At 56.3% G+C, this 17413-nt stretch carries 18 protein-coding genes; 15 read left to right on the top strand and 3 right to left on the bottom strand.

Annotated elements, in window-relative coordinates:
* Positions 1-11: 11 nt before the first annotated feature.
* On the bottom strand, positions 12-1202 hold the full coding sequence (hmpA, locus tag P0H77_RS15915) for an NO-inducible flavohemoprotein (protein ID WP_276158067.1): 1191 nt from the start codon (positions 1200-1202) through the stop codon (positions 12-14).
* A 272-nt stretch (positions 1203-1474) separates the two neighbouring features.
* Here hmpA and glyA point away from each other — a divergent pair, with 272 nt between their 5' ends.
* Both glyA and P0H77_RS15905 read left to right on the top strand, forming a co-directional pair.
* Complete coding sequence (gene glyA / locus P0H77_RS15910; protein WP_276158066.1) at positions 1475-2728, top strand: serine hydroxymethyltransferase; 1254 nt, start codon at positions 1475-1477, stop codon at positions 2726-2728.
* 135 nt (positions 2729-2863) lie between these two features.
* On the top strand, positions 2864-4003 hold the full coding sequence (locus P0H77_RS15905; protein ID WP_276158064.1) for a 3-phenylpropionate MFS transporter: 1140 nt from the start codon (positions 2864-2866) through the stop codon (positions 4001-4003).
* On the opposite strand, the gene csiE is transcribed toward P0H77_RS15905, so the two are convergent.
* The gene (gene csiE, locus P0H77_RS15900) at positions 4000-5277 is read right to left on the bottom strand and encodes a stationary phase inducible protein CsiE (protein WP_276158062.1); all 1278 of its coding nucleotides are present in this window, start codon (positions 5275-5277) and stop codon (positions 4000-4002) included. The genes P0H77_RS15905 and csiE overlap by 4 nt on opposite strands.
* Before the next feature lie 236 nt (positions 5278-5513).
* Between csiE and P0H77_RS15895 the strand changes: the two genes are divergently transcribed.
* Complete coding sequence (locus tag P0H77_RS15895) at positions 5514-6158, top strand: DUF1007 family protein (protein ID WP_276165152.1); 645 nt, start codon at positions 5514-5516, stop codon at positions 6156-6158.
* Positions 6143-7123, top strand: a complete 981-nt coding sequence (locus tag P0H77_RS15890; RefSeq protein WP_276158061.1) for a nickel/cobalt transporter — start codon at positions 6143-6145, stop codon at positions 7121-7123. Before P0H77_RS15895 ends, P0H77_RS15890 begins: the two co-directional genes overlap by 16 nt.
* A 101-nt stretch (positions 7124-7224) precedes the next feature.
* Here P0H77_RS15890 and suhB read toward each other — a convergent pair whose 3' ends face one another.
* On the bottom strand, positions 7225-8028 hold the full coding sequence (gene suhB, locus P0H77_RS15885) for an inositol-1-monophosphatase (protein WP_276158059.1): 804 nt from the start codon (positions 8026-8028) through the stop codon (positions 7225-7227).
* A gap of 120 nt (positions 8029-8148) precedes the next feature.
* Here suhB and trmJ point away from each other — a divergent pair, with 120 nt between their 5' ends.
* The 11 genes from trmJ to sseB all read left to right on the top strand — a co-directional run bounded on the left by trmJ (position 8149) and on the right by sseB (position 16976).
* Positions 8149-8886: a tRNA (cytosine(32)/uridine(32)-2'-O)-methyltransferase TrmJ gene (gene trmJ / locus P0H77_RS15880; RefSeq protein ID WP_276158057.1), complete on the top strand. Its 738-nt coding sequence runs from the start codon at positions 8149-8151 to the stop codon at positions 8884-8886.
* A 267-nt stretch (positions 8887-9153) separates the two neighbouring features.
* Positions 9154-9645, top strand: coding sequence for a Fe-S cluster assembly transcriptional regulator IscR (gene iscR, locus P0H77_RS15875; protein WP_276158055.1), 492 nt, complete (start codon positions 9154-9156; stop codon positions 9643-9645).
* Positions 9646-9797: 152 nt separating this feature from the next.
* Positions 9798-11012 carry a cysteine desulfurase gene (gene iscS, locus P0H77_RS15870; RefSeq protein ID WP_276158053.1) on the top strand — a complete coding sequence of 405 codons (1215 nt, stop codon included), beginning with the start codon at positions 9798-9800 and terminating at the stop codon, positions 11010-11012.
* A 24-nt stretch (positions 11013-11036) separates the two neighbouring features.
* A complete protein-coding gene (gene iscU / locus P0H77_RS15865) occupies positions 11037-11423 on the top strand; it encodes a Fe-S cluster assembly scaffold IscU (RefSeq protein ID WP_103677685.1) in 387 nt (128 codons plus the stop codon).
* 11 nt (positions 11424-11434) lie between these two features.
* Positions 11435-11758 (top strand): iron-sulfur cluster assembly protein IscA, encoded by a 324-nt coding sequence (gene iscA / locus P0H77_RS15860; protein WP_064181936.1) that lies wholly within the window; start codon positions 11435-11437, stop codon positions 11756-11758.
* Positions 11759-11835: 77 nt separating this feature from the next.
* Entirely contained in the window at positions 11836-12351 is a 516-nt protein-coding gene (gene hscB, locus P0H77_RS15855; RefSeq protein ID WP_276158049.1) for a co-chaperone HscB, read from the top strand.
* Between the two features lie 14 nt (positions 12352-12365).
* A complete protein-coding gene (gene hscA, locus P0H77_RS15850) occupies positions 12366-14216 on the top strand; it encodes a Fe-S protein assembly chaperone HscA (protein WP_276158047.1) in 1851 nt (616 codons plus the stop codon).
* A 1-nt stretch (position 14217) separates the two neighbouring features.
* A complete protein-coding gene (gene fdx / locus P0H77_RS15845; RefSeq protein ID WP_276158045.1) occupies positions 14218-14553 on the top strand; it encodes an ISC system 2Fe-2S type ferredoxin in 336 nt (111 codons plus the stop codon).
* 1 nt (position 14554) lies between these two features.
* Positions 14555-14755, top strand: coding sequence for a Fe-S cluster assembly protein IscX (gene iscX / locus P0H77_RS15840; RefSeq protein ID WP_194206169.1), 201 nt, complete (start codon positions 14555-14557; stop codon positions 14753-14755).
* A gap of 62 nt (positions 14756-14817) precedes the next feature.
* Complete coding sequence (gene pepB / locus P0H77_RS15835; protein WP_276158041.1) at positions 14818-16107, top strand: aminopeptidase PepB; 1290 nt, start codon at positions 14818-14820, stop codon at positions 16105-16107.
* Between the two features lie 92 nt (positions 16108-16199).
* Complete coding sequence (gene sseB, locus P0H77_RS15830; RefSeq protein WP_276158039.1) at positions 16200-16976, top strand: enhanced serine sensitivity protein SseB; 777 nt, start codon at positions 16200-16202, stop codon at positions 16974-16976.
* Positions 16977-17413 lie beyond the last annotated feature (437 nt).

Genomic DNA, 17413 nt, shown 5'->3' with positions numbered 1-17413 from the left:
GGGAGAAACGCTTACAGCACCTTATGCGGGCCGAAACATTCGTAGTGAATGAGGTCTTTTTCCACGCCCAGTTCGATCAGCTGTTGCGCGGCGAACTGCATAAACACCACCGGGCCACAGAGATAATACTGACTCCCAGGATCGCTCAGCGTTCCTTTCAACTGGCGCAGATTCATCAGACCTTCGCTATGAAAACGCGCCGCCTGGCGATCCGCCTCGGTCGGCAGGCGATACCAGATGTGGGCGTTAAACTGCGGCAGAGCATTGCCCAGCGCCATTACCTCATCAGTAAACGCGTGAACGTCTCCGTTTTCCGCGGCGTGATACCAGTTAACCGGTGCGGGATGCTTGCTTTGGGCGAGCGTATCCAGCATCGCCAGCATTGGCGTTTGCCCCACGCCTGCGGAGATAAGCGTAACCGGTGTTTCTGGGGCAACGTGCATAAAGAAATCACCCGCAGGCGCGGCGAGATAGACGACATCACCCACGTTCGCTTCGTTATGCAGCCAGGTGGAAACCTGACCGCCCGCCTCGCGTTTGACCGCAATACGATAGCGCTTGCCGTCACCTTTGCGCGTCAGCGAATACTGGCGAATCTCCTGATACGGAAAGTCTTTTGGCTTCAGCCAGACGCCAAGGTACTGGCCTGGCTGATAATCGGCGACCGGACCGCCGTCGACCGGCTCAAATTCGAAGCTGGTGACCAGACTGCTGCGCGGCGTTTTATCGACGATGCGAAACGCCCGCGTGCCTTCCCAGCCGCCGGTTTTACTGGCGTGCTCCTGATACAGCTCGGCTTCGCGATTGATAAAAACGCCCGCCAGCACGCCGTAGGCTTTGCCCCACGCGTCCAGCACTTCCTGGCCGGGGCTGAGCATTTCATCAAGGGTGGCCAGCAAATGCTCGCCCACGATATTGTACTGCTCCGGCTTGATCTGAAAGCTGGTGTGCTTCTGGGCGATTTTCTCTACCGCTGGCAGTAGCGCCGGGAGGTTATCAATATTACTGGCGTAGGCGGCAATAGCGTTGAACAACGCTTCGCGCTGATCGCCGTTACGCTGGTTGCTCATATTGAAAATATCTTTAAGTTCTGGATTGTGGTCAAACATGCGATCGTAAAAATGCGCGGTCAGTTTGGGGCCGGTTTCCAGTAGCAGGGGAATGGTGGCTTTCACCGTAGCGATGGTTTGTGAATCAAGCATGGCAGCATCCTTCTTTATAATATGTATTTCAAATGCATCTTATAAAAATAACCTTATGTTGTAAATGGTTCTTTGCGACGTGAAAAATCTGCACCTTGACCCTGAAAAGAATTCCATTACCGGGCGTAAGCTTTTTGTTGCACAAACCCTTATGTGACGCCATGCCAATCGTTTGCGTAAAATCGTTTGTCAAGACCTGTTATCACGATGGCAATCAGTTATACTGTGGGCCGTTGCCCAATTTTAATTGTTAGCTGAGTCAGGAGATGCGGATGTTAAAGCGTGAAATGAACATTGCCGATTATGATGCCGAGCTGTGGCAGGCGATGGAGCAAGAAAAAGTACGTCAGGAAGAGCACATTGAACTGATCGCCTCCGAGAACTACACCAGTCCGCGCGTAATGCAGGCGCAGGGCTCTCAGCTGACCAATAAATATGCTGAAGGTTATCCGGGCAAGCGCTATTACGGCGGTTGCGAATACGTTGATATTGTTGAGCAGTTGGCCATTGATCGCGCAAAAGAACTGTTCGGCGCAGACTACGCTAATGTCCAGCCGCACTCCGGCTCTCAGGCTAACTTCGCGGTCTACACCGCGCTGCTGCAACCGGGCGATACCGTTCTGGGTATGAACCTGGCGCAGGGCGGTCACCTGACTCACGGCTCTCCGGTGAACTTCTCCGGCAAGCTGTACAACATCATTCCTTACGGTATTGATGAGTCCGGTAAGATTGACTACGAAGATATGGCGAAGCAGGCCCAGGAACACAAACCGAAGATGATTATCGGCGGCTTCTCCGCTTACTCCGGTGTGGTTGACTGGGCGAAAATGCGTGAAATCGCCGACAGCATCGGTGCCTGGCTGTTCGTCGATATGGCGCACGTTGCGGGTCTGATTGCCGCAGGCGTTTACCCGAACCCGGTTCCGCATGCCCACGTTGTGACCACCACTACCCACAAAACGCTGGCCGGTCCGCGCGGCGGCCTGATCCTGGCGAAGGGCGGTGACGAAGATCTGTACAAAAAACTGAACTCTGCCGTATTCCCAAGCGCGCAGGGCGGCCCGCTGATGCACGTTATCGCGGCGAAAGCCGTGGCGCTGAAAGAAGCGATGGAGCCAGCATTCAAAGTTTACCAGCAGCAGGTAGCGAAAAACGCCAAAGCGATGGTCGAAGTGTTCCTGAACCGCGGTTACAAAGTGGTGTCTGGCGGCACTGAAAACCACCTGTTCCTGCTGGACCTGGTGGATAAAAATCTGACCGGTAAAGAAGCGGACGCCGCTCTGGGCCGCGCCAACATCACCGTGAATAAAAACAGCGTGCCGAACGATCCGAAGAGCCCGTTTGTCACGTCCGGTATCCGTATCGGTTCTCCGGCGGTGACCCGTCGCGGCTTTAAAGAAGCAGAAGTGAAAGAGCTGGCGGGCTGGATGTGTGACGTTCTGGACAATATCCATGATGACGCGGTTATCGAGCGCATCAAAGGTAAAGTGCTGGATATCTGCGCGCGCTTCCCGGTTTACGCCTGATTCCTTATTGTTTGCAAAGGCCGCCTCGCGCGGCCTTTTTTTTGCCTGTTTTTCAACAATGTTGATAATGTGTTGCTTCATATTGCAAGCCGCACCGTTTATCGCCAGACTATCGCCTCCACACGGGAGGGGATCATGGTTTTGCACTCGACGCGCTGGCTGGCGCTCAGTTATTTCACCTACTTTTTTTGCTACGGTATTTTTCTGCCTTTCTGGAGTGTCTGGCTCAAAGGCACCGGGCTGACGCCGGAAACCATCGGTTTACTGCTTGGCTTAGGGCTGGTGGCGCGTTTTCTCGGCAGCCTGCTGATCGCACCGCGGGTGAGCGATCCTTCTCGTCTGATTATGGCCTTACGCGTACTGGCGTTACTGACGCTGGTATTCGCTCTGGCCTTCTGGTTTGGCACGCAGGTGGCATGGCTGATGGTTGTCATGGTGGGATTCAACCTCTTTTTCTCGCCGCTGGTACCGCTGACCGATGCGCTGGCAAACACCTGGCAAAAGCAAATTACGATGGACTATGGCCGCGTGCGGCTGTGGGGCTCCATCGCGTTTGTGATTGGCTCCGCCCTGACCGGTAAGCTGGTCAGCCTGTATGACTCGCAGGCCATTCTGGCGCTGCTTACCGTCGGCGTGGCATCCATGTTAATCGGTATGCTGTTGCGTCCTTCGGTTATGCCGCAGGGGGAGAAGCGTCAGCAGGAGACGGCAGGTTGGCAGGCCTGGCGTAACCTGGTGGTACAACACTGGCGCTTTCTGGCCTGCGTCTCCTTTTTGCAGGGCGCACACGCTGCCTACTATGGTTTCAGCGCGATTTACTGGCAGGGCGCGGGCTATTCAGCTTCCGCCGTGGGCTACTTATGGTCGCTGGGCGTGGTTGCAGAAGTGGTGACGTTTGCGTTGAGTAAAAAGGTGTTTCGTCGGTTTAGCGCCCGCGATCTGCTGCTGCTATCCGCGGTATGCGGCCTGCTGCGCTGGGGGATCCTCGGCTGGTCCACGGCGCTACCGTGGCTTATCGTGGCGCAAATTCTGCACTGTGGCACGTTCACCGTCTGTCATCTGGCGGCGATGCGCTATATTTCTGCACGGCAGGGCAGTGAGGTTATCCGCCTGCAGGCGATGTATTCGGCGGTGGCAATGGGCGGCAGTATTGCCGTGATGACCGTTTTTGCCGGTTTCCTCTATCAGCATCTTCAGCAGGGGGTTTTCTGGGTGATGGCGCTCCTGGCGCTCCCGGCAATGCTGCTGCGCCCCCGCGTGGCGGCGCAGCGTTAAGATTCCAGCATCTGCTGAATATGCTCGCGTTGATTTACGCTGAGCGGCTGCTCGGCGTGGATTAGCGGCGGAGAAAATAGCGGCAGGAGAGTCACATAGGGCGTGACCACCAGCGTCACTTCCTTCGGGGCGCCCTGCGTCTGAAAGGCGTGCAGCGTAAGGTATTTAATATTAAGCGGTAGCAGCGTTAACTCGCGCAGCTGCTGCTCAAGCGCCTGCTCCAGCACCGGATCGTCGCCGACCAGCAGCAGCACCTGTTTCTCATGCAGATCGTCTTCATGCATCAGCCAGGCCCCGAAGATCACTGCAATCAGCCCGGCTTCATTATCGGTAAACTGAAGATCGTAACCCTCTTCCAGACAGCACAGCGCCTCGCGGGTGGTGCGCATCAGGCGTGGATACAGTTGGTTGATCTCTTCCGGCAGACTGTTATCGATCCCGATACCGAAAACGCTACGATCCAGCGCCTGAACCAGATGGATATAAAGCTGGCGGCTCAGTCCCTCTTCATTACTAAAATGTCGGCCTGCCAGCTGCTGAAAGCGGGTGATAAGCTGACGAATCATCAGACGCAGGCGGCTGTCCTGCTGATGCGCGTCACGCAGCGGATCCGGCGTTCTCAGCACCATAAACAGCAGGCTCAGAAAAAGATGCTCATTGGCATGGAGTTTTTGCGTCACCCGACGCTGCCAGTGACGAATAACATCCGTCGTCGCGACGTACTCGGCCCGCGCCTGCGTCCAGAGCTGCTGAGCCGGATTAAACTCCGGCGACAGCCCCAGTTGGTGCTGCAGCAAACAGTATTGTAAGTAGAGCCGCAGAAAATGCCGGTCGTGACATTCAAATTGCCGCTCAAGCCGCCGGGCACAGAGATTGACCAGCGCTTGCAGATTGGTTTCATCATAAAGCGTGCGCGCGATACCCTGCACTTTCATTTGTGATTTCAGTGCAGGCGTGAAGTGCCGATCGATAAAATGCGGACACAGACGCAGCGCCCGACGCAGCCAGTGCAGCAGGCACAGGCGCTGGTCGAGAGCAGTGCCTTCAATCCGATAGCTACCGTCCGGCTGCGAGTTGATGGTGAGACGATGATAACGCTGGATTTCCTGATTCGCCTCAGCGATATCCTGCCGGGTCACGGCACTCTCGACGTTATTCACTCTGCCAATAAAATCAGGGGTAATGGTGTGCCCCGGCAGATACAGCATCAACAGCACCTGGCATCGGCGCTGTGGACTGGAAAGCACAGACGGTGGAGCGGTAAGTGTCATCATCTGTAAGGTTCCAGTTAACAGGTTATTGTTCACGGTATCCTGCAAATGGCGTCGTGCACATTTACCCCTGCAACGTATTCATGTACGTTTCAGAAAGGTTTTTATTGACTGCCCTGATGCAACCTGAAGGATTTGTGTATAAGAATAGCTAAAGGATCGCAGTGCGAAAGCGCAGCCGGACGTCTTTCCATAAGGAATGCTGGGGAATGTCACAGAATTTTTCACGTAACAAGGTCATGAACAAAGTTAAAGCGTGCGCCCTGGCGCTCATTTTCGGGTTTTTATCGTTATCTGTCGCGGCGCATCCGCACAGTTTTATCAGTATGCGCAGTGAGGCTATAACCGCAAACGGGCAATTTACCGCGCTTAAAATGCGCTGGACGATGGATGAAATTACCTCTGCGGACCTGCTTTATGATGCGGGCGAGGCGAAGCCGGGTGATGAAATCTGGAAAAAGCTGGCGGCAGAAGTAATGGCCAATGTGCTGGGACAGCACTATTTTACCGAGGTGTGGCACAACGGACAGAAGGTAAAATTTATGAACCGCCCGTCGGAATATCAGCTCGCCAGGGAAGGGCACAAAGCGGTGCTGACCTTTGTGCTCCCGCTGGCCGAGCCGCAGCCGTTGTCCGGGCAAACGTACACCTTCTCGACCTTCGATCCCACATACTTCGTTGATATGAGCTATGCCGGGAAGAACGATATTACGTTTGCAGGCCAGAATACATCACGCTGCACCCTGACGCTCCAGACGCCAAAACCGGATGAAAAAATGACCGCTTACGCGTTGTCGCTGGATAAAGCCGATGCGCCGCCGGAGGATATGGATTTGGGTAAGCAGTTCGCACAACAGGTGGTATTACAATGTCCCTCGTTTTAAATCCGGTTCGCCGCGGACGACGCTGGCTTCACCTTTGGCCGCTGGCGCTTTTTTTGCTACTGGCGCTGGCCGGGGCAATGTGGCTGTGGCATGACTGGCCGCAGGTGATGATCAAAAGCGTTATCTGGCAGCGCGACGTAAACCAGCAGATGAGCGCACTGCTCCAGGCGGTTGCCGCCAGCCCGCTGCGGGCCGGGGCTTCGCTGCTGCTGTTTAGTTTCACCTACGGGATACTGCACGCGCTGGGGCCGGGGCACGGCAAAATTGTCATAACCACCTGGCTTGCCACCCATCCTTCACAGCTTAAATCGAGCATCGGGCTGACGCTGGCGGCATCCCTGCTTCAGGGACTGGTGGCGATTGCGCTGGTGGTGATTGTCCTCAGCGTGCTGCAATTGCCGGCGCGGGAATTACACCTCAGCAGCTTCTGGCTGGAAAAGGGCAGTTACGCGCTGGTCGGCGTACTGGGCGTATTGCTGTGCTGGCGGGCGCTGAAAAAACTGCGTGTACTCCTGCGTAGGCCAACCTTTACCGCGTTTACGCCCCATCATCAGCACCATGCGCATTGCGGCTGCGGGCATCAGCATCTGCCCACCCCCGAACAGCGGCAGGCGGGCGACGACTGGCGGGCCAGACTGATGATTGTGCTGTCGATGGGAATGCGTCCCTGCTCCGGGGCAATTATGGTACTGCTGTTCAGCAAGGTGATCGGTGTTTTTAGCTGGGGCGTACTCTCCGCGCTGGCGATGGCGGCGGGCACCTCAATTACCATCTCATCGCTGGCGCTGCTGGTGCACAGTTTCCGCTCACTGGCGGTAAAACTCAGCGGCAATAACGCACCGGTATTATGGCGTCAGGTCGGCTGGGCGACGCTGGCACTGGCGGGTGGCGGTGTGCTTGTCGCCGCGGCGCTGGTGATGTGGCTCAGCGCACAACCCGTCGCGCGTGGCCTGCGTCCTTTCTAATACGCCAGCGCGGAGCGATAAAACTCAACCAGATTATTGCGGTGAGGAGGGGGGCGAGGGAATACACCAGCCCCCGACTACACGGGGGCCAGGTCAGGCGATTAACGCTTCAGCGCTTCGCTCAGTTCATCACGCATGTTCGCCAGCATCGCTTTGACGACACGCGGATTACCGGCAACGATATTGCCCGTCATCATGTAGTTATGACCGCCAGTGAAATCACATACCAGCGCGCCAGCTTCACGAGCCAGCAGTTCACCGGCGGCAAAATCCCACGGCTTGAGGCCGATTTCAAAGAAACCGTCCACGCGACCTGCGGCAACGTAGGCCAGATCCAGTGCGGCAGAACCGGTGCGGCGGAAATCAGCACATTCAGTGAACATTTTACCGAGGATCTTCATGTACGCAGGCGCGTGCTGTTTCGCTTTGAACGGGAAGCCGGTGGCGATGATGGTGCCGTCCAGATCGCGTGCGCTGCTGCCGCGCAGACGATAGCCGTTCAACTGTGCACCCTGACCGCGGGTGGAAGTGAACAGTTCGTTACGCATTGGATCGTAGACCACCGCGACTTCAGTGCGGCCTTTAATGCGCACGGCGATGGATACCGCGAAGTGCGGCAGACGTTTGATGAAGTTGGTGGTGCCATCCAGTGGATCGATAACCCATTGTACATCCTGATCTTCGCCTGCGTGTTCACCGCTTTCTTCGGTGATAATGGTGTGGTGCGGGTAAGATTTGCGAATGGTTTCGATAATTAGCGCTTCGGCGGCTTTATCGACGTTCGTTACGAAATCATTGCTGCCTTTCTGGCTGGCTTCGACGGAATCAGGCGTTTCGTAATGTTTGGCAATCAGGTTACCCGCCTTGCGCGCTGCGCGCACGGCGATGTTCAGCATCGGATGCATCGGTTACTCTCACTGGATGTTAAAGAACGGGGAAAATCGGCGCACATCATAACAGCGAATTCGGATTATGTCTTCGGTTTATGATAATATGCCCGAATAATCTTTAGCCGAAGAAAGACAATGCTGCAAAATATTCGAATTGTGCTGGTGGAAACCTCTCATACCGGCAATATGGGCTCTGTGGCCCGCGCCATGAAAACCATGGGATTAACTAATCTCTGGCTGGTCAATCCTCTGGTCAAACCGGACTCGCAGGCCATTGCGCTGGCGGCTGGTGCAAGTGATGTTATTGGCAACGCTAATATCGTCGATACCCTGGATGAAGCCCTGACCGGCTGTAGCCTGGTCGTCGGCACCAGCGCCCGTTCGCGTACCCTGCCGTGGCCGATGCTCGATCCGCGTGAGTGCGGGCTGAAAAGCGTGGCGGAGGCTGAGCATGCCCCGGTGGCGCTGGTGTTTGGCCGTGAGCGCGTAGGGCTGACTAATGACGAGCTACAGAAATGTCATTATCACGTGGCGATTGCCGCCAACCCGGAATACAGCTCGCTGAACCTGGCGATGGCGGTACAGGTGATCGCCTATGAAGTACGCATGGCGTGGCTGGCTACTCAGGAGCAGGAGAAGGGTGATAGTGCTGCGGCAGAAGAAACGCCGTACCCGCTGGTGGATGACCTCGAACGTTTTTATGGGCATCTGGAGCAAACGCTGCTGGCGACCGGCTTTATTCGCGAAAGTCATCCGGGCCAGGTAATGAATAAGCTGCGCCGTCTGTTCACCCGCGCGCGTCCGGAAAGCCAGGAATTAAACATCCTGCGCGGGGTGCTGGCGTCGATTGAACAGAAGCATAAAGAAGAGTGACGTTTGCCTGCCCGGCGGCGCTGCGCTTGCACGGGCCTACGGAGGGTAGGTCATGTAGGCCGGGTAAGCGCAGCGCCACCCGGCATCACAGCCACGGTAGACGCGCCATTCGGCTCCAAACGCACGGAACGTTAAATACCTGACTAAAACAGTCAAGTAAATAGTTGACCATTTTAGTCGGGAATGTCAGACTTGGCCTTGCTATGCAGCACACCCCAATTTTAATAAAAATGCCCAGGCAGGGCCAGGTTTGAGGTTAAGTAAGACATGAGACTGACATCTAAAGGGCGTTATGCCGTGACCGCAATGCTGGACGTTGCGCTCAACTCCGAATCCGGCCCGGTACCGTTGGCTGATATTTCTGAACGTCAGGGGATTTCCCTTTCTTATCTGGAACAACTGTTCTCCCGTCTACGCAAAAACGGTCTGGTTTCCAGCGTGCGTGGACCAGGCGGTGGCTACCTGCTGGGTAAAGATGCAAGCAGCATCGCCGTCGGCGAAGTCATTAGCGCCGTTGATGAATCCGTTGACGCCACCCGCTGTCAGGGTAAAGGCGGCTGCCAGGGCGGCGATAAGTGCCTGACCCATGCGCTGTGGCGCGATCTGAGCGACCGTCTGACCGGTTTCCTGAACAACATTACCCTGGGTGAACTGGTGAATAACCAGGAAATTCTCGACGTGTCCGACCGTCAGCATACCCTTGAGACGCCGCGCACCGCCCGTTCGCAGGATCAGATCAACGTTAAGTTACGCGCCTAATAAAAAGTGCCCGTCGGGCAGATTGCTGCCCGACGGAGCAAAAAAAGTATTATGAATCAGGCCGGGGTGCATTAACTCCGTTAACCCGGTTAACTATCTCGCCGGCTGCCTGATTCCTTGCATTGATGAGTGATGTACGGAGCTTAAGAGCAATGAAATTACCGATTTATCTCGACTACTCCGCAACCACGCCGGTGGACCCGCGTGTTGCCGAGAAAATGATGCAGTGCCTGACCTTAGACGGGACCTTTGGTAATCCGGCCTCCCGTTCACACCGTTTCGGCTGGCAAGCTGAAGAAGCGGTAGATATCGCCCGTAACCAGATTGCCGATCTGGTCGGTGCCGATCCGCGTGAAATCGTCTTTACCTCTGGTGCGACTGAATCTGACAACCTGGCGATTAAAGGTGCAGCCAACTTTTATCAGAAAAAAGGCAAGCACATCATCACCAGTAAAACCGAACATAAAGCCGTGCTGGATACCTGTCGTCAGCTGGAGCGTGAAGGGTTTGAAGTAACGTACCTGGCACCGCAGCGCAACGGCATTATCGACCTGAAAGAACTCGAAGCGGCGATGCGTGATGACACCATTCTCGTCTCCATCATGCACGTTAACAACGAAATTGGCGTGGTGCAGGATATCGCGACCATCGGCGAACTGTGCCGTGCGCGTGGCATTATCTACCACGTTGATGCGACCCAAAGCGTCGGCAAACTGCCTGTCGATCTGAGCCAGCTGAAAGTGGATCTGATGTCTTTCTCCGGTCACAAAATTTACGGCCCGAAAGGCATCGGCGCGTTGTACGTGCGTCGTAAACCGCGTATCCGCATTGAAGCGCAGATGCACGGCGGCGGTCACGAACGCGGCATGCGTTCCGGTACGCTGCCGGTTCACCAGATCGTCGGCATGGGCGAAGCGTATCGCATCGCCAAAGAAGAGATGGAAAGCGAGATGGCGCGTCTGCGCGGTCTGCGTAACCGTCTGTGGGAAGGCGTGAAGGACATGGAAGAAGTGTACCTGAACGGCGACCTTGAGCAGGGTGCACCGAATATCCTCAACGTCAGCTTTAACTACGTTGAAGGCGAGTCGCTGATTATGGCGCTGAAAGACCTGGCCGTTTCTTCTGGTTCCGCCTGTACGTCTGCGAGCCTGGAGCCGTCCTACGTGCTGCGCGCGCTCGGTATGACCGATGAGCTGGCACACAGCTCTATCCGTTTCTCTTTAGGTCGTTTCACTACCGAAGAAGAAATTGACTACACCATCAAGCTGGTTCGTAACTCCATTGGCCGTCTGCGCGACCTTTCTCCGCTGTGGGAAATGTTCAAGCAGGGCGTGGATATCAACAGCATCGAATGGTCACATCATTAATCGGTAGATAAGAGGAATTCAATCATGGCATACAGCGAAAAAGTTATTGATCATTACGAGAACCCACGCAACGTTGGCTCTTTCGACAACAGCGACGAGAATGTTGGCAGCGGCATGGTCGGCGCACCGGCCTGTGGCGACGTCATGAAGTTGCAGATCAAAGTTAATAATGACGGTATCATTGAAGATGCGCGCTTCAAGACCTACGGCTGCGGATCGGCTATCGCCTCCAGCTCGCTGGTCACCGAGTGGGTGAAAGGAAAATCCCTCGACGAAGCGCAGGCAATCAAAAATACCGACATTGCTGATGAACTCGAACTGCCGCCGGTGAAAATTCACTGCTCCATTCTGGCAGAAGACGCCATCAAAGCCGCTATCGCAGATTACAAAAGCAAACGTGAAGTGAAATAACAGAGGTTTCTATGTCGATTACCCTGAGCGACAGTGCTGCCGCGCGAGTAAATGCCTTCCTGACCAACCGTGGTAAAGGGTTCGGCCTGCGTCTGGGGGTGAGAACCTCCGGCTGTTCCGGGATGGCTTATGTGCTGGAGTTTGTTGACGAGCCGGCGGCAGAAGACACCGTGTTCGAAGACAAAGGCGTTAAAGTCGTGATCGATGGCAAGAGCCTGCAATTTCTGGACGGCACGCAGCTCGACTTCGTCAAAGAAGGTCTCAACGAAGGGTTTAAATTTACCAACCCGAACGTAAAAGACGAGTGCGGCTGCGGCGAAAGCTTCAACGTTTAACCCCGTGTCATCAACAAACCCCACCGCAGCGACCCTGCGCGTGGGGTTTGTTTTAACAGGCTAACCCTAAGATTGTTATGGATTACTTCACTCTTTTTGGTTTACCCGCTCGCTATCCTGTCGATATTCAGGCGCTGACCACGCGGTTTCAGGATCTGCAACGTCAGTTTCATCCTGATAAATTTGCCAGCGGCACGGCGGCGGAACAGCTGGCTGCGGTGCAGAAATCGGCGACGATTAACCAGGCCTGGCAAACGCTGCGCCATCCGCTGATGCGCGCTGAATATCTGCTTTCGCTGCACGGCTTCGATCTCGCCAGCGAGCAGCATACCGTGCGCGATACCGCCTTTTTGATGGAACAGCTGGAGCTGCGCGAAGCGCTGGATGAGATTGCGCAGGCAAAAGATGAAGCGCGGCTGGAAGGCTTTATCAAACGGGTGAAGGGCATGTATACCGCCCGCCATCAGCACATGGTGGAACAACTCGATCGCGAGACGTGGGAGGCGGCGGCGGATACCGTGCGTAAACTGCGTTTTCTCGATAAACTGCAAAGCTCAGCAGAACAACTCGAAGAAAAGCTGCTCGATTTTTAATTTCGGAAGCAATTATGGCCTTATTACAAATTAGTGAGCCGGGTCTGAGTGCCGCGCCGCACCAGCGTCGTCTGGCGGCGGGTATTGACTTAGGCACCACCAACTCGCTGGTCGCTACCGTGCGCAGCGGCCAGGCTGAAACGCTGCCTGACCATCAGGGCCGCCATTTACTGCCGTCCGTGGTGCATTACCAGACGCAGGGGCACGTGGTGGGCTATGACGCGCGCGACCGCGCCGCGCAGGACCCCGCGAATACCGTCAGCTCTGTTAAACGCATGATGGGGCGTTCGCTGGCCGATATCACCGCGCGTTATCCGCATTTACCCTATCAGCTTCAGGCCAGTGAGAACGGCCTGCCGATGATCGCGACGCCTGCGGGCGTACTGAATCCCGTTCGTATCTCTGCCGATATCCTGAGCGCCCTGAGCGCCCGCGCCAGTGAAGCGCTGGCGGGAGAACTGGACGGCGTGGTGATCACCGTTCCAGCCTATTTCGATGACGCCCAGCGTCAGGGCACCAAAGATGCCGCGCGGCTTGCAGGTCTGCACGTTCTGCGTTTGCTGAATGAACCGACCGCTGCGGCGATTGCCTACGGTCTGGACTCCGGCAAAGAGGGCGTGATTGCCGTTTACGATCTCGGCGGCGGCACCTTTGATATTTCCATCCTGCGCTTAAGCCGTGGCGTATTTGAAGTGCTGGCCACCGGTGGGGATTCGGCGCTGGGCGGCGATGATTTCGATCATCTGCTGGCGGATCATTTCCGCGAGCAGGCGAATCTCACCGACCGCAGCGACGACCGTGTACAGCGTCAGCTTCTCGATGCCGCTATTGCCGCTAAAATTGCGCTGAGCGATGCCGACCGCGTCGCCGTTGAGGTGGCGGGCTGGAAAGGCGAAGTGACCCGCGAACAGTTCAACGACCTCATCTCCGCGCTGGTCAAGCGCACCCTGATGGCCTGCCGCCGCGCGCTGAAAGATGCGGGCGTGGACGCCGAAGAGGCGCTGGAAGTGGTGATGGTCGGCGGTTCAACCCGCGTACCGCTGGTGCGTGAGCGCGTCGGCGAATTCTTTGGCCGCACGCCGCTGACGACCATTGACCCGGATAAAGTCGTCGCCCTCGGCGCGGCAATCCAGGCAGATATTCTGGTCGGCAACAAGCCGGACAGCGAAATGCTGCTGCTGGACGTGATCCCGCTGTCGCTGGGGCTGGAAACCATGGGTGGCCTGGTCGAAAAAGTCATTCCGCGCAATACCACCATCCCGGTGGCCCGCGCGCAGGAATTCACCACCTTTAAAGATGGTCAGACCGCGATGTCCATCCACGTCATGCAGGGTGAGCGCGAGCTGGTGCAGGATTGCCGCTCTCTGGCGCGCTTTGCATTGCGCGGCATTCCGGCGCTGCCAGCGGGCGGGGCGCATATTCGCGTCACCTTCCAGGTTGATGCCGATGGTCTGCTGAGTGTGACGGCGATGGAAAAATCTACCGGCGTGGAATCGTCCATTCAGGTCAAACCGTCCTATGGACTGACCGATAGCGAAATTGCCGGCATGATCCAGGACTCCATGAGCTACGCCGCGCAGGATGTTCAGGCGCGGATGCTGGCGGAACAAAAAGTCGAAGCCGCGCGCGTGCTGGAGAGTCTGACCGGCGCGCTCGCTGCCGATGCCGCGCTGCTAAGCGCCGCAGAGCGTCAGGTTATTGACGAGGCCGCAGCTGATTTACGCGTTGCAGCCGAAGGCGATGATACTGACGCCATAGAACAAGCCATTAAAAATGTTGATAAGCAAACCCAGGAGTTCGCCGCTCGCCGCATGGACCAGTCCGTCCGTAGCGCGCTGAAAGGTCACTCCGTGGACGAGGTTTAATATGCCAAAGATTGTTTTTCTGCCTCATCAGGATCTCTGTCCGGATGGCGCAGTTCTGGAAGCTGAGACCGGCGAAACGATTCTAGACGTTGCCCTGCGCAACGGCATTGAAATCGAACACGCCTGCGAAAAATCATGCGCCTGCACGACCTGCCACTGCGTTGTACGTGAAGGGTTTGATTCCCTGGCGGAAAGCACGGAAGATGAGGACGATATGCTGGATAAAGCCTGGGGTCTGGAGCCGGAAAGCCGCTTAGGCTGCCAGGCGCGGGTCACCGACGACGATCTGGTGGTTGAGATCCCTCGCTACACCATTAACCACGCGCGGGAGCATTAAGATGGGACTGAAATGGACCGACAGCCGCGAAATCGGCGAGGCGCTGTACGACAGCCGTCCGGATCTCGATCCGAAAAGCGTGCGTTTTACCGATTTGCATCAGTGGATCTGCGAACTCGACGATTTCGATGACGATCCAAACGCATCCAATGAAAAAATTCTGGAGGCGATTCTGCTAGTCTGGTTAGATGAAGCAGAATAAGTTGTCGGGCTGCCTTCGGGCGGCCCTTTTGCATACATGGGCTAATAAAAAAGGATAAAACGATGACAACCGACGCCATGAAAATTACGCTTTCCACGCAGCCCGCCGACGCGCGCTGGGGTGAGAAAGCCGCATACAGCATCAACAATGACGGCATTTCCCTGCACCTGAACGGTAAAGATGATTTGGCCCTGATCCAGCGCGCGGCGCGTAAAATCGACGGGCTGGGCATTAAACACGTTCAGCTGGCTGGCGAAGGCTGGGATGCAGATCGCAGCTGGGCCTTCTGGCAGGGCTATAAAGGGCCGAAGGGCAGCCGTAAAGTGGAGTGGGCGACGCTGGAAGCCGCAGAACAAAAAGAACTCGATAGCCGCCTGAAGATCATCGACTGGGTGCGCGATATCATCAATGCCTCAGCCGAAGAGGTAGGCCCTGAGCAACTGGCGCAGCGTGCGGTGGACCTCCTGTCCGGCGTGGCGGGTGAGCAGGTTTCTTATCGTATTACCAAGGGCGAAGATCTGCGCGAGCAGAACTACCTCGGCCTGCATACCGTGGGCCGCGGCTCCGATCGTCAGCCGGTCCTGTTAGCCCTTGATTATAATCCGACCGGCGATAAAAATGCCCCGGTGTACGCCTGCCTGGTGGGTAAAGGGATCACTTTCGATACCGGTGGCTACAGCCTCAAACAAAGCGCGTTTATGGATTCCATGAAGTCCGACATGGGCGGCGCGGCGCTGGTGACCGGGGCGCTGGCATTTGCTATTCAGCGTGGGCTCAACAAGCGCGTGAAACTGTACCTGTGCTGCGCTGACAACATGGTCAGCGGTAACGCGTTCAAGCTGGGCGATATTATTCATTATCGTAACGGCAAAACCGTTGAAGTGATGAATACCGACGCCGAAGGCCGCCTGGTGCTGGCGGACGGCCTGATTGACGCCGCGGCGCAGAAGCCGGAGCTGTTGATTGATGCTGCAACCCTGACCGGGGCAGCGAAAACCGCGCTGGGTAACGACTACCACGCGCTGTTCAGCTTTGACGACGCGCTGGCAAACCGTCTGCTGACGAGCGCGCAGGCGGAGAATGAACCGTTCTGGCGTCTGCCGCTGGCCGAGTTTCACCGCAGCCAGCTGCCGTCCAACTTTGCCGAGCTGAATAATACCGGCAGCGCTGCCTATCCGGCAGGCGCAAGTACCGCCGCCGGGTTCCTGTCGCACTTTGTGGAAAACTACCAGCAGGGCTGGCTGCATATCGACTGCTCCGCAACCTACCGTAAAGGTGCGGTTGAACAGTGGGCCGCAGGCGCAACCGGCCTTGGCGTACGCACTCTTGCGAATTTGCTGACCGCAGAGTAAATCGTGTGGCGGGGGCGTATCAGGCATTCTCCTCCGCAAACCCCAGGCCGGGTAAGCGAAGCGCCACCCGGCATTTTTGAAGTAGCGAACTTATGTCCGACACAAAAAACGAATTAGAAACCCTGCTGGAGCAGGCGGCGACCGAACCGGCGCATCGTCCGGCATTTTTCCGCACCCTGCTGGAATCGACCGTCTGGGTGCCAGGAACGGCTGCCGAAGGTGAAGCGGTGGTCGCAGATAGCGCGCTGGATCTCCAGCACTGGGAAAAAGACGATGGCACCTCCGTGGTACCTTTCTTTTCCTCATTGCAGGCGCTACAGCAGGCGGTTACCGCGGAACAGGCATTTGTGGTCATGCCGGTGCGTACCTTGTTTGAGATGACCCTCGGCGAAACGCTGTTCCTCAACGCCAAACTGCCCACCGGGAAGGAGTTCACCCCGCGCGAGATCAGTCATCTGATCGCGGACGAAGGTAGCCCGCTCAGCACCCAGCAGGTGCTGGAAGGGGGAACGTCGCTTCTGTTATCTGACGTCGCGGAACCTCCTGCCCAGATGATCGACTCGCTGATCACTCTGTTTAAAACCCTGAAAACGGTGAAGCGCGCCTTTATTTGCTCAATCAAAGAAAGCGCGGATCAGCAGCCAAACCTGCTGATTGGTATCGAAGCGGAAGGGGATATCGAAGAGATTATCCACGCTGCCGGTAGCGTGGCGAGCGATACGCTGCCCGGCGATGAGCCTGTCGATCTTTGCCAGGTCACGGAAGGTGAAAAGGGTATCAGCCACTTTATGCTGGCGCACATCACGCCGTTCTACGAAAAGCGCTGGGGCAGCTTCCTGCGTGATTTTAAGCAGAACCGGATTATTTGAATGGAAAGCCGCCCCAAAGGGCGGCATCCACGCTTACCTGCCCGTTACGTTGAGAGCTACACGATTCGCGTCGCCGGAAAGATTTCCGTCTTCGCTAAGGTGCGCAAACAGCGTGCCGGAAACAATAAGCACGATACACAGGTATCGTTTCATTGTGCGGTCCATGCAAAGACCGCATCACGTCAGCACCACTGGCGATAATGGCGTGACAGCAAGTACCAGGGAGTACCTGCGCTTACGGCCATGGAACATCCTCTCCTGAAGCCAGTGCCCGCTTGCGAGGCGGCGGAGAGGGCCGTGTAAATGATACCTTAATTTTAGTAGGGTTACCCCATAGAAATGCTTGACTTAAGCGTTTTGAAAAAGCACTATTCTTGTACTGGGGAGTGCCTGCGTTGCTTTAGCAACACAGCCCGCTGGAAAGGCCGCGAACCGGA

The organism is Superficieibacter sp. HKU1, from assembly GCF_029319185.1.
Classification (GTDB): Bacteria; Pseudomonadota; Gammaproteobacteria; order Enterobacterales; family Enterobacteriaceae; genus Superficieibacter.
This window is presented reverse-complemented; position numbering and strand designations above follow the sequence as displayed.

Bases quoted from the DNA above. Each gene is read 5' to 3' on its own strand.
- hmpA (WP_276158067.1), bottom strand. From the start codon at position 1,202: ATGCTTGATTCACAAACCATCGCTACGGTGAAAGCCACCATTCCCCTG.
- glyA (WP_276158066.1), top strand. From the start codon at position 1,475: ATGTTAAAGCGTGAAATGAACATTGCCGATTATGATGCCGAGCTGTGG.
- P0H77_RS15905 (WP_276158064.1), top strand. From the start codon at position 2,864: ATGGTTTTGCACTCGACGCGCTGGCTGGCGCTCAGTTATTTCACCTAC.
- csiE (WP_276158062.1), bottom strand. From the start codon at position 5,277: ATGATGACACTTACCGCTCCACCGTCTGTGCTTTCCAGTCCACAGCGC.
- P0H77_RS15895 (WP_276165152.1), top strand. From the start codon at position 5,514: ATGAACAAAGTTAAAGCGTGCGCCCTGGCGCTCATTTTCGGGTTTTTA.
- P0H77_RS15890 (WP_276158061.1), top strand. From the start codon at position 6,143: ATGTCCCTCGTTTTAAATCCGGTTCGCCGCGGACGACGCTGGCTTCAC.
- suhB (WP_276158059.1), bottom strand. From the start codon at position 8,028: ATGCATCCGATGCTGAACATCGCCGTGCGCGCAGCGCGCAAGGCGGGT.
- trmJ (WP_276158057.1), top strand. From the start codon at position 8,149: ATGCTGCAAAATATTCGAATTGTGCTGGTGGAAACCTCTCATACCGGC.
- iscR (WP_276158055.1), top strand. From the start codon at position 9,154: ATGAGACTGACATCTAAAGGGCGTTATGCCGTGACCGCAATGCTGGAC.
- iscS (WP_276158053.1), top strand. From the start codon at position 9,798: ATGAAATTACCGATTTATCTCGACTACTCCGCAACCACGCCGGTGGAC.
- iscU (WP_103677685.1), top strand. From the start codon at position 11,037: ATGGCATACAGCGAAAAAGTTATTGATCATTACGAGAACCCACGCAAC.
- iscA (WP_064181936.1), top strand. From the start codon at position 11,435: ATGTCGATTACCCTGAGCGACAGTGCTGCCGCGCGAGTAAATGCCTTC.
- hscB (WP_276158049.1), top strand. From the start codon at position 11,836: ATGGATTACTTCACTCTTTTTGGTTTACCCGCTCGCTATCCTGTCGAT.
- hscA (WP_276158047.1), top strand. From the start codon at position 12,366: ATGGCCTTATTACAAATTAGTGAGCCGGGTCTGAGTGCCGCGCCGCAC.
- fdx (WP_276158045.1), top strand. From the start codon at position 14,218: ATGCCAAAGATTGTTTTTCTGCCTCATCAGGATCTCTGTCCGGATGGC.
- iscX (WP_194206169.1), top strand. From the start codon at position 14,555: ATGGGACTGAAATGGACCGACAGCCGCGAAATCGGCGAGGCGCTGTAC.
- pepB (WP_276158041.1), top strand. From the start codon at position 14,818: ATGACAACCGACGCCATGAAAATTACGCTTTCCACGCAGCCCGCCGAC.
- sseB (WP_276158039.1), top strand. From the start codon at position 16,200: ATGTCCGACACAAAAAACGAATTAGAAACCCTGCTGGAGCAGGCGGCG.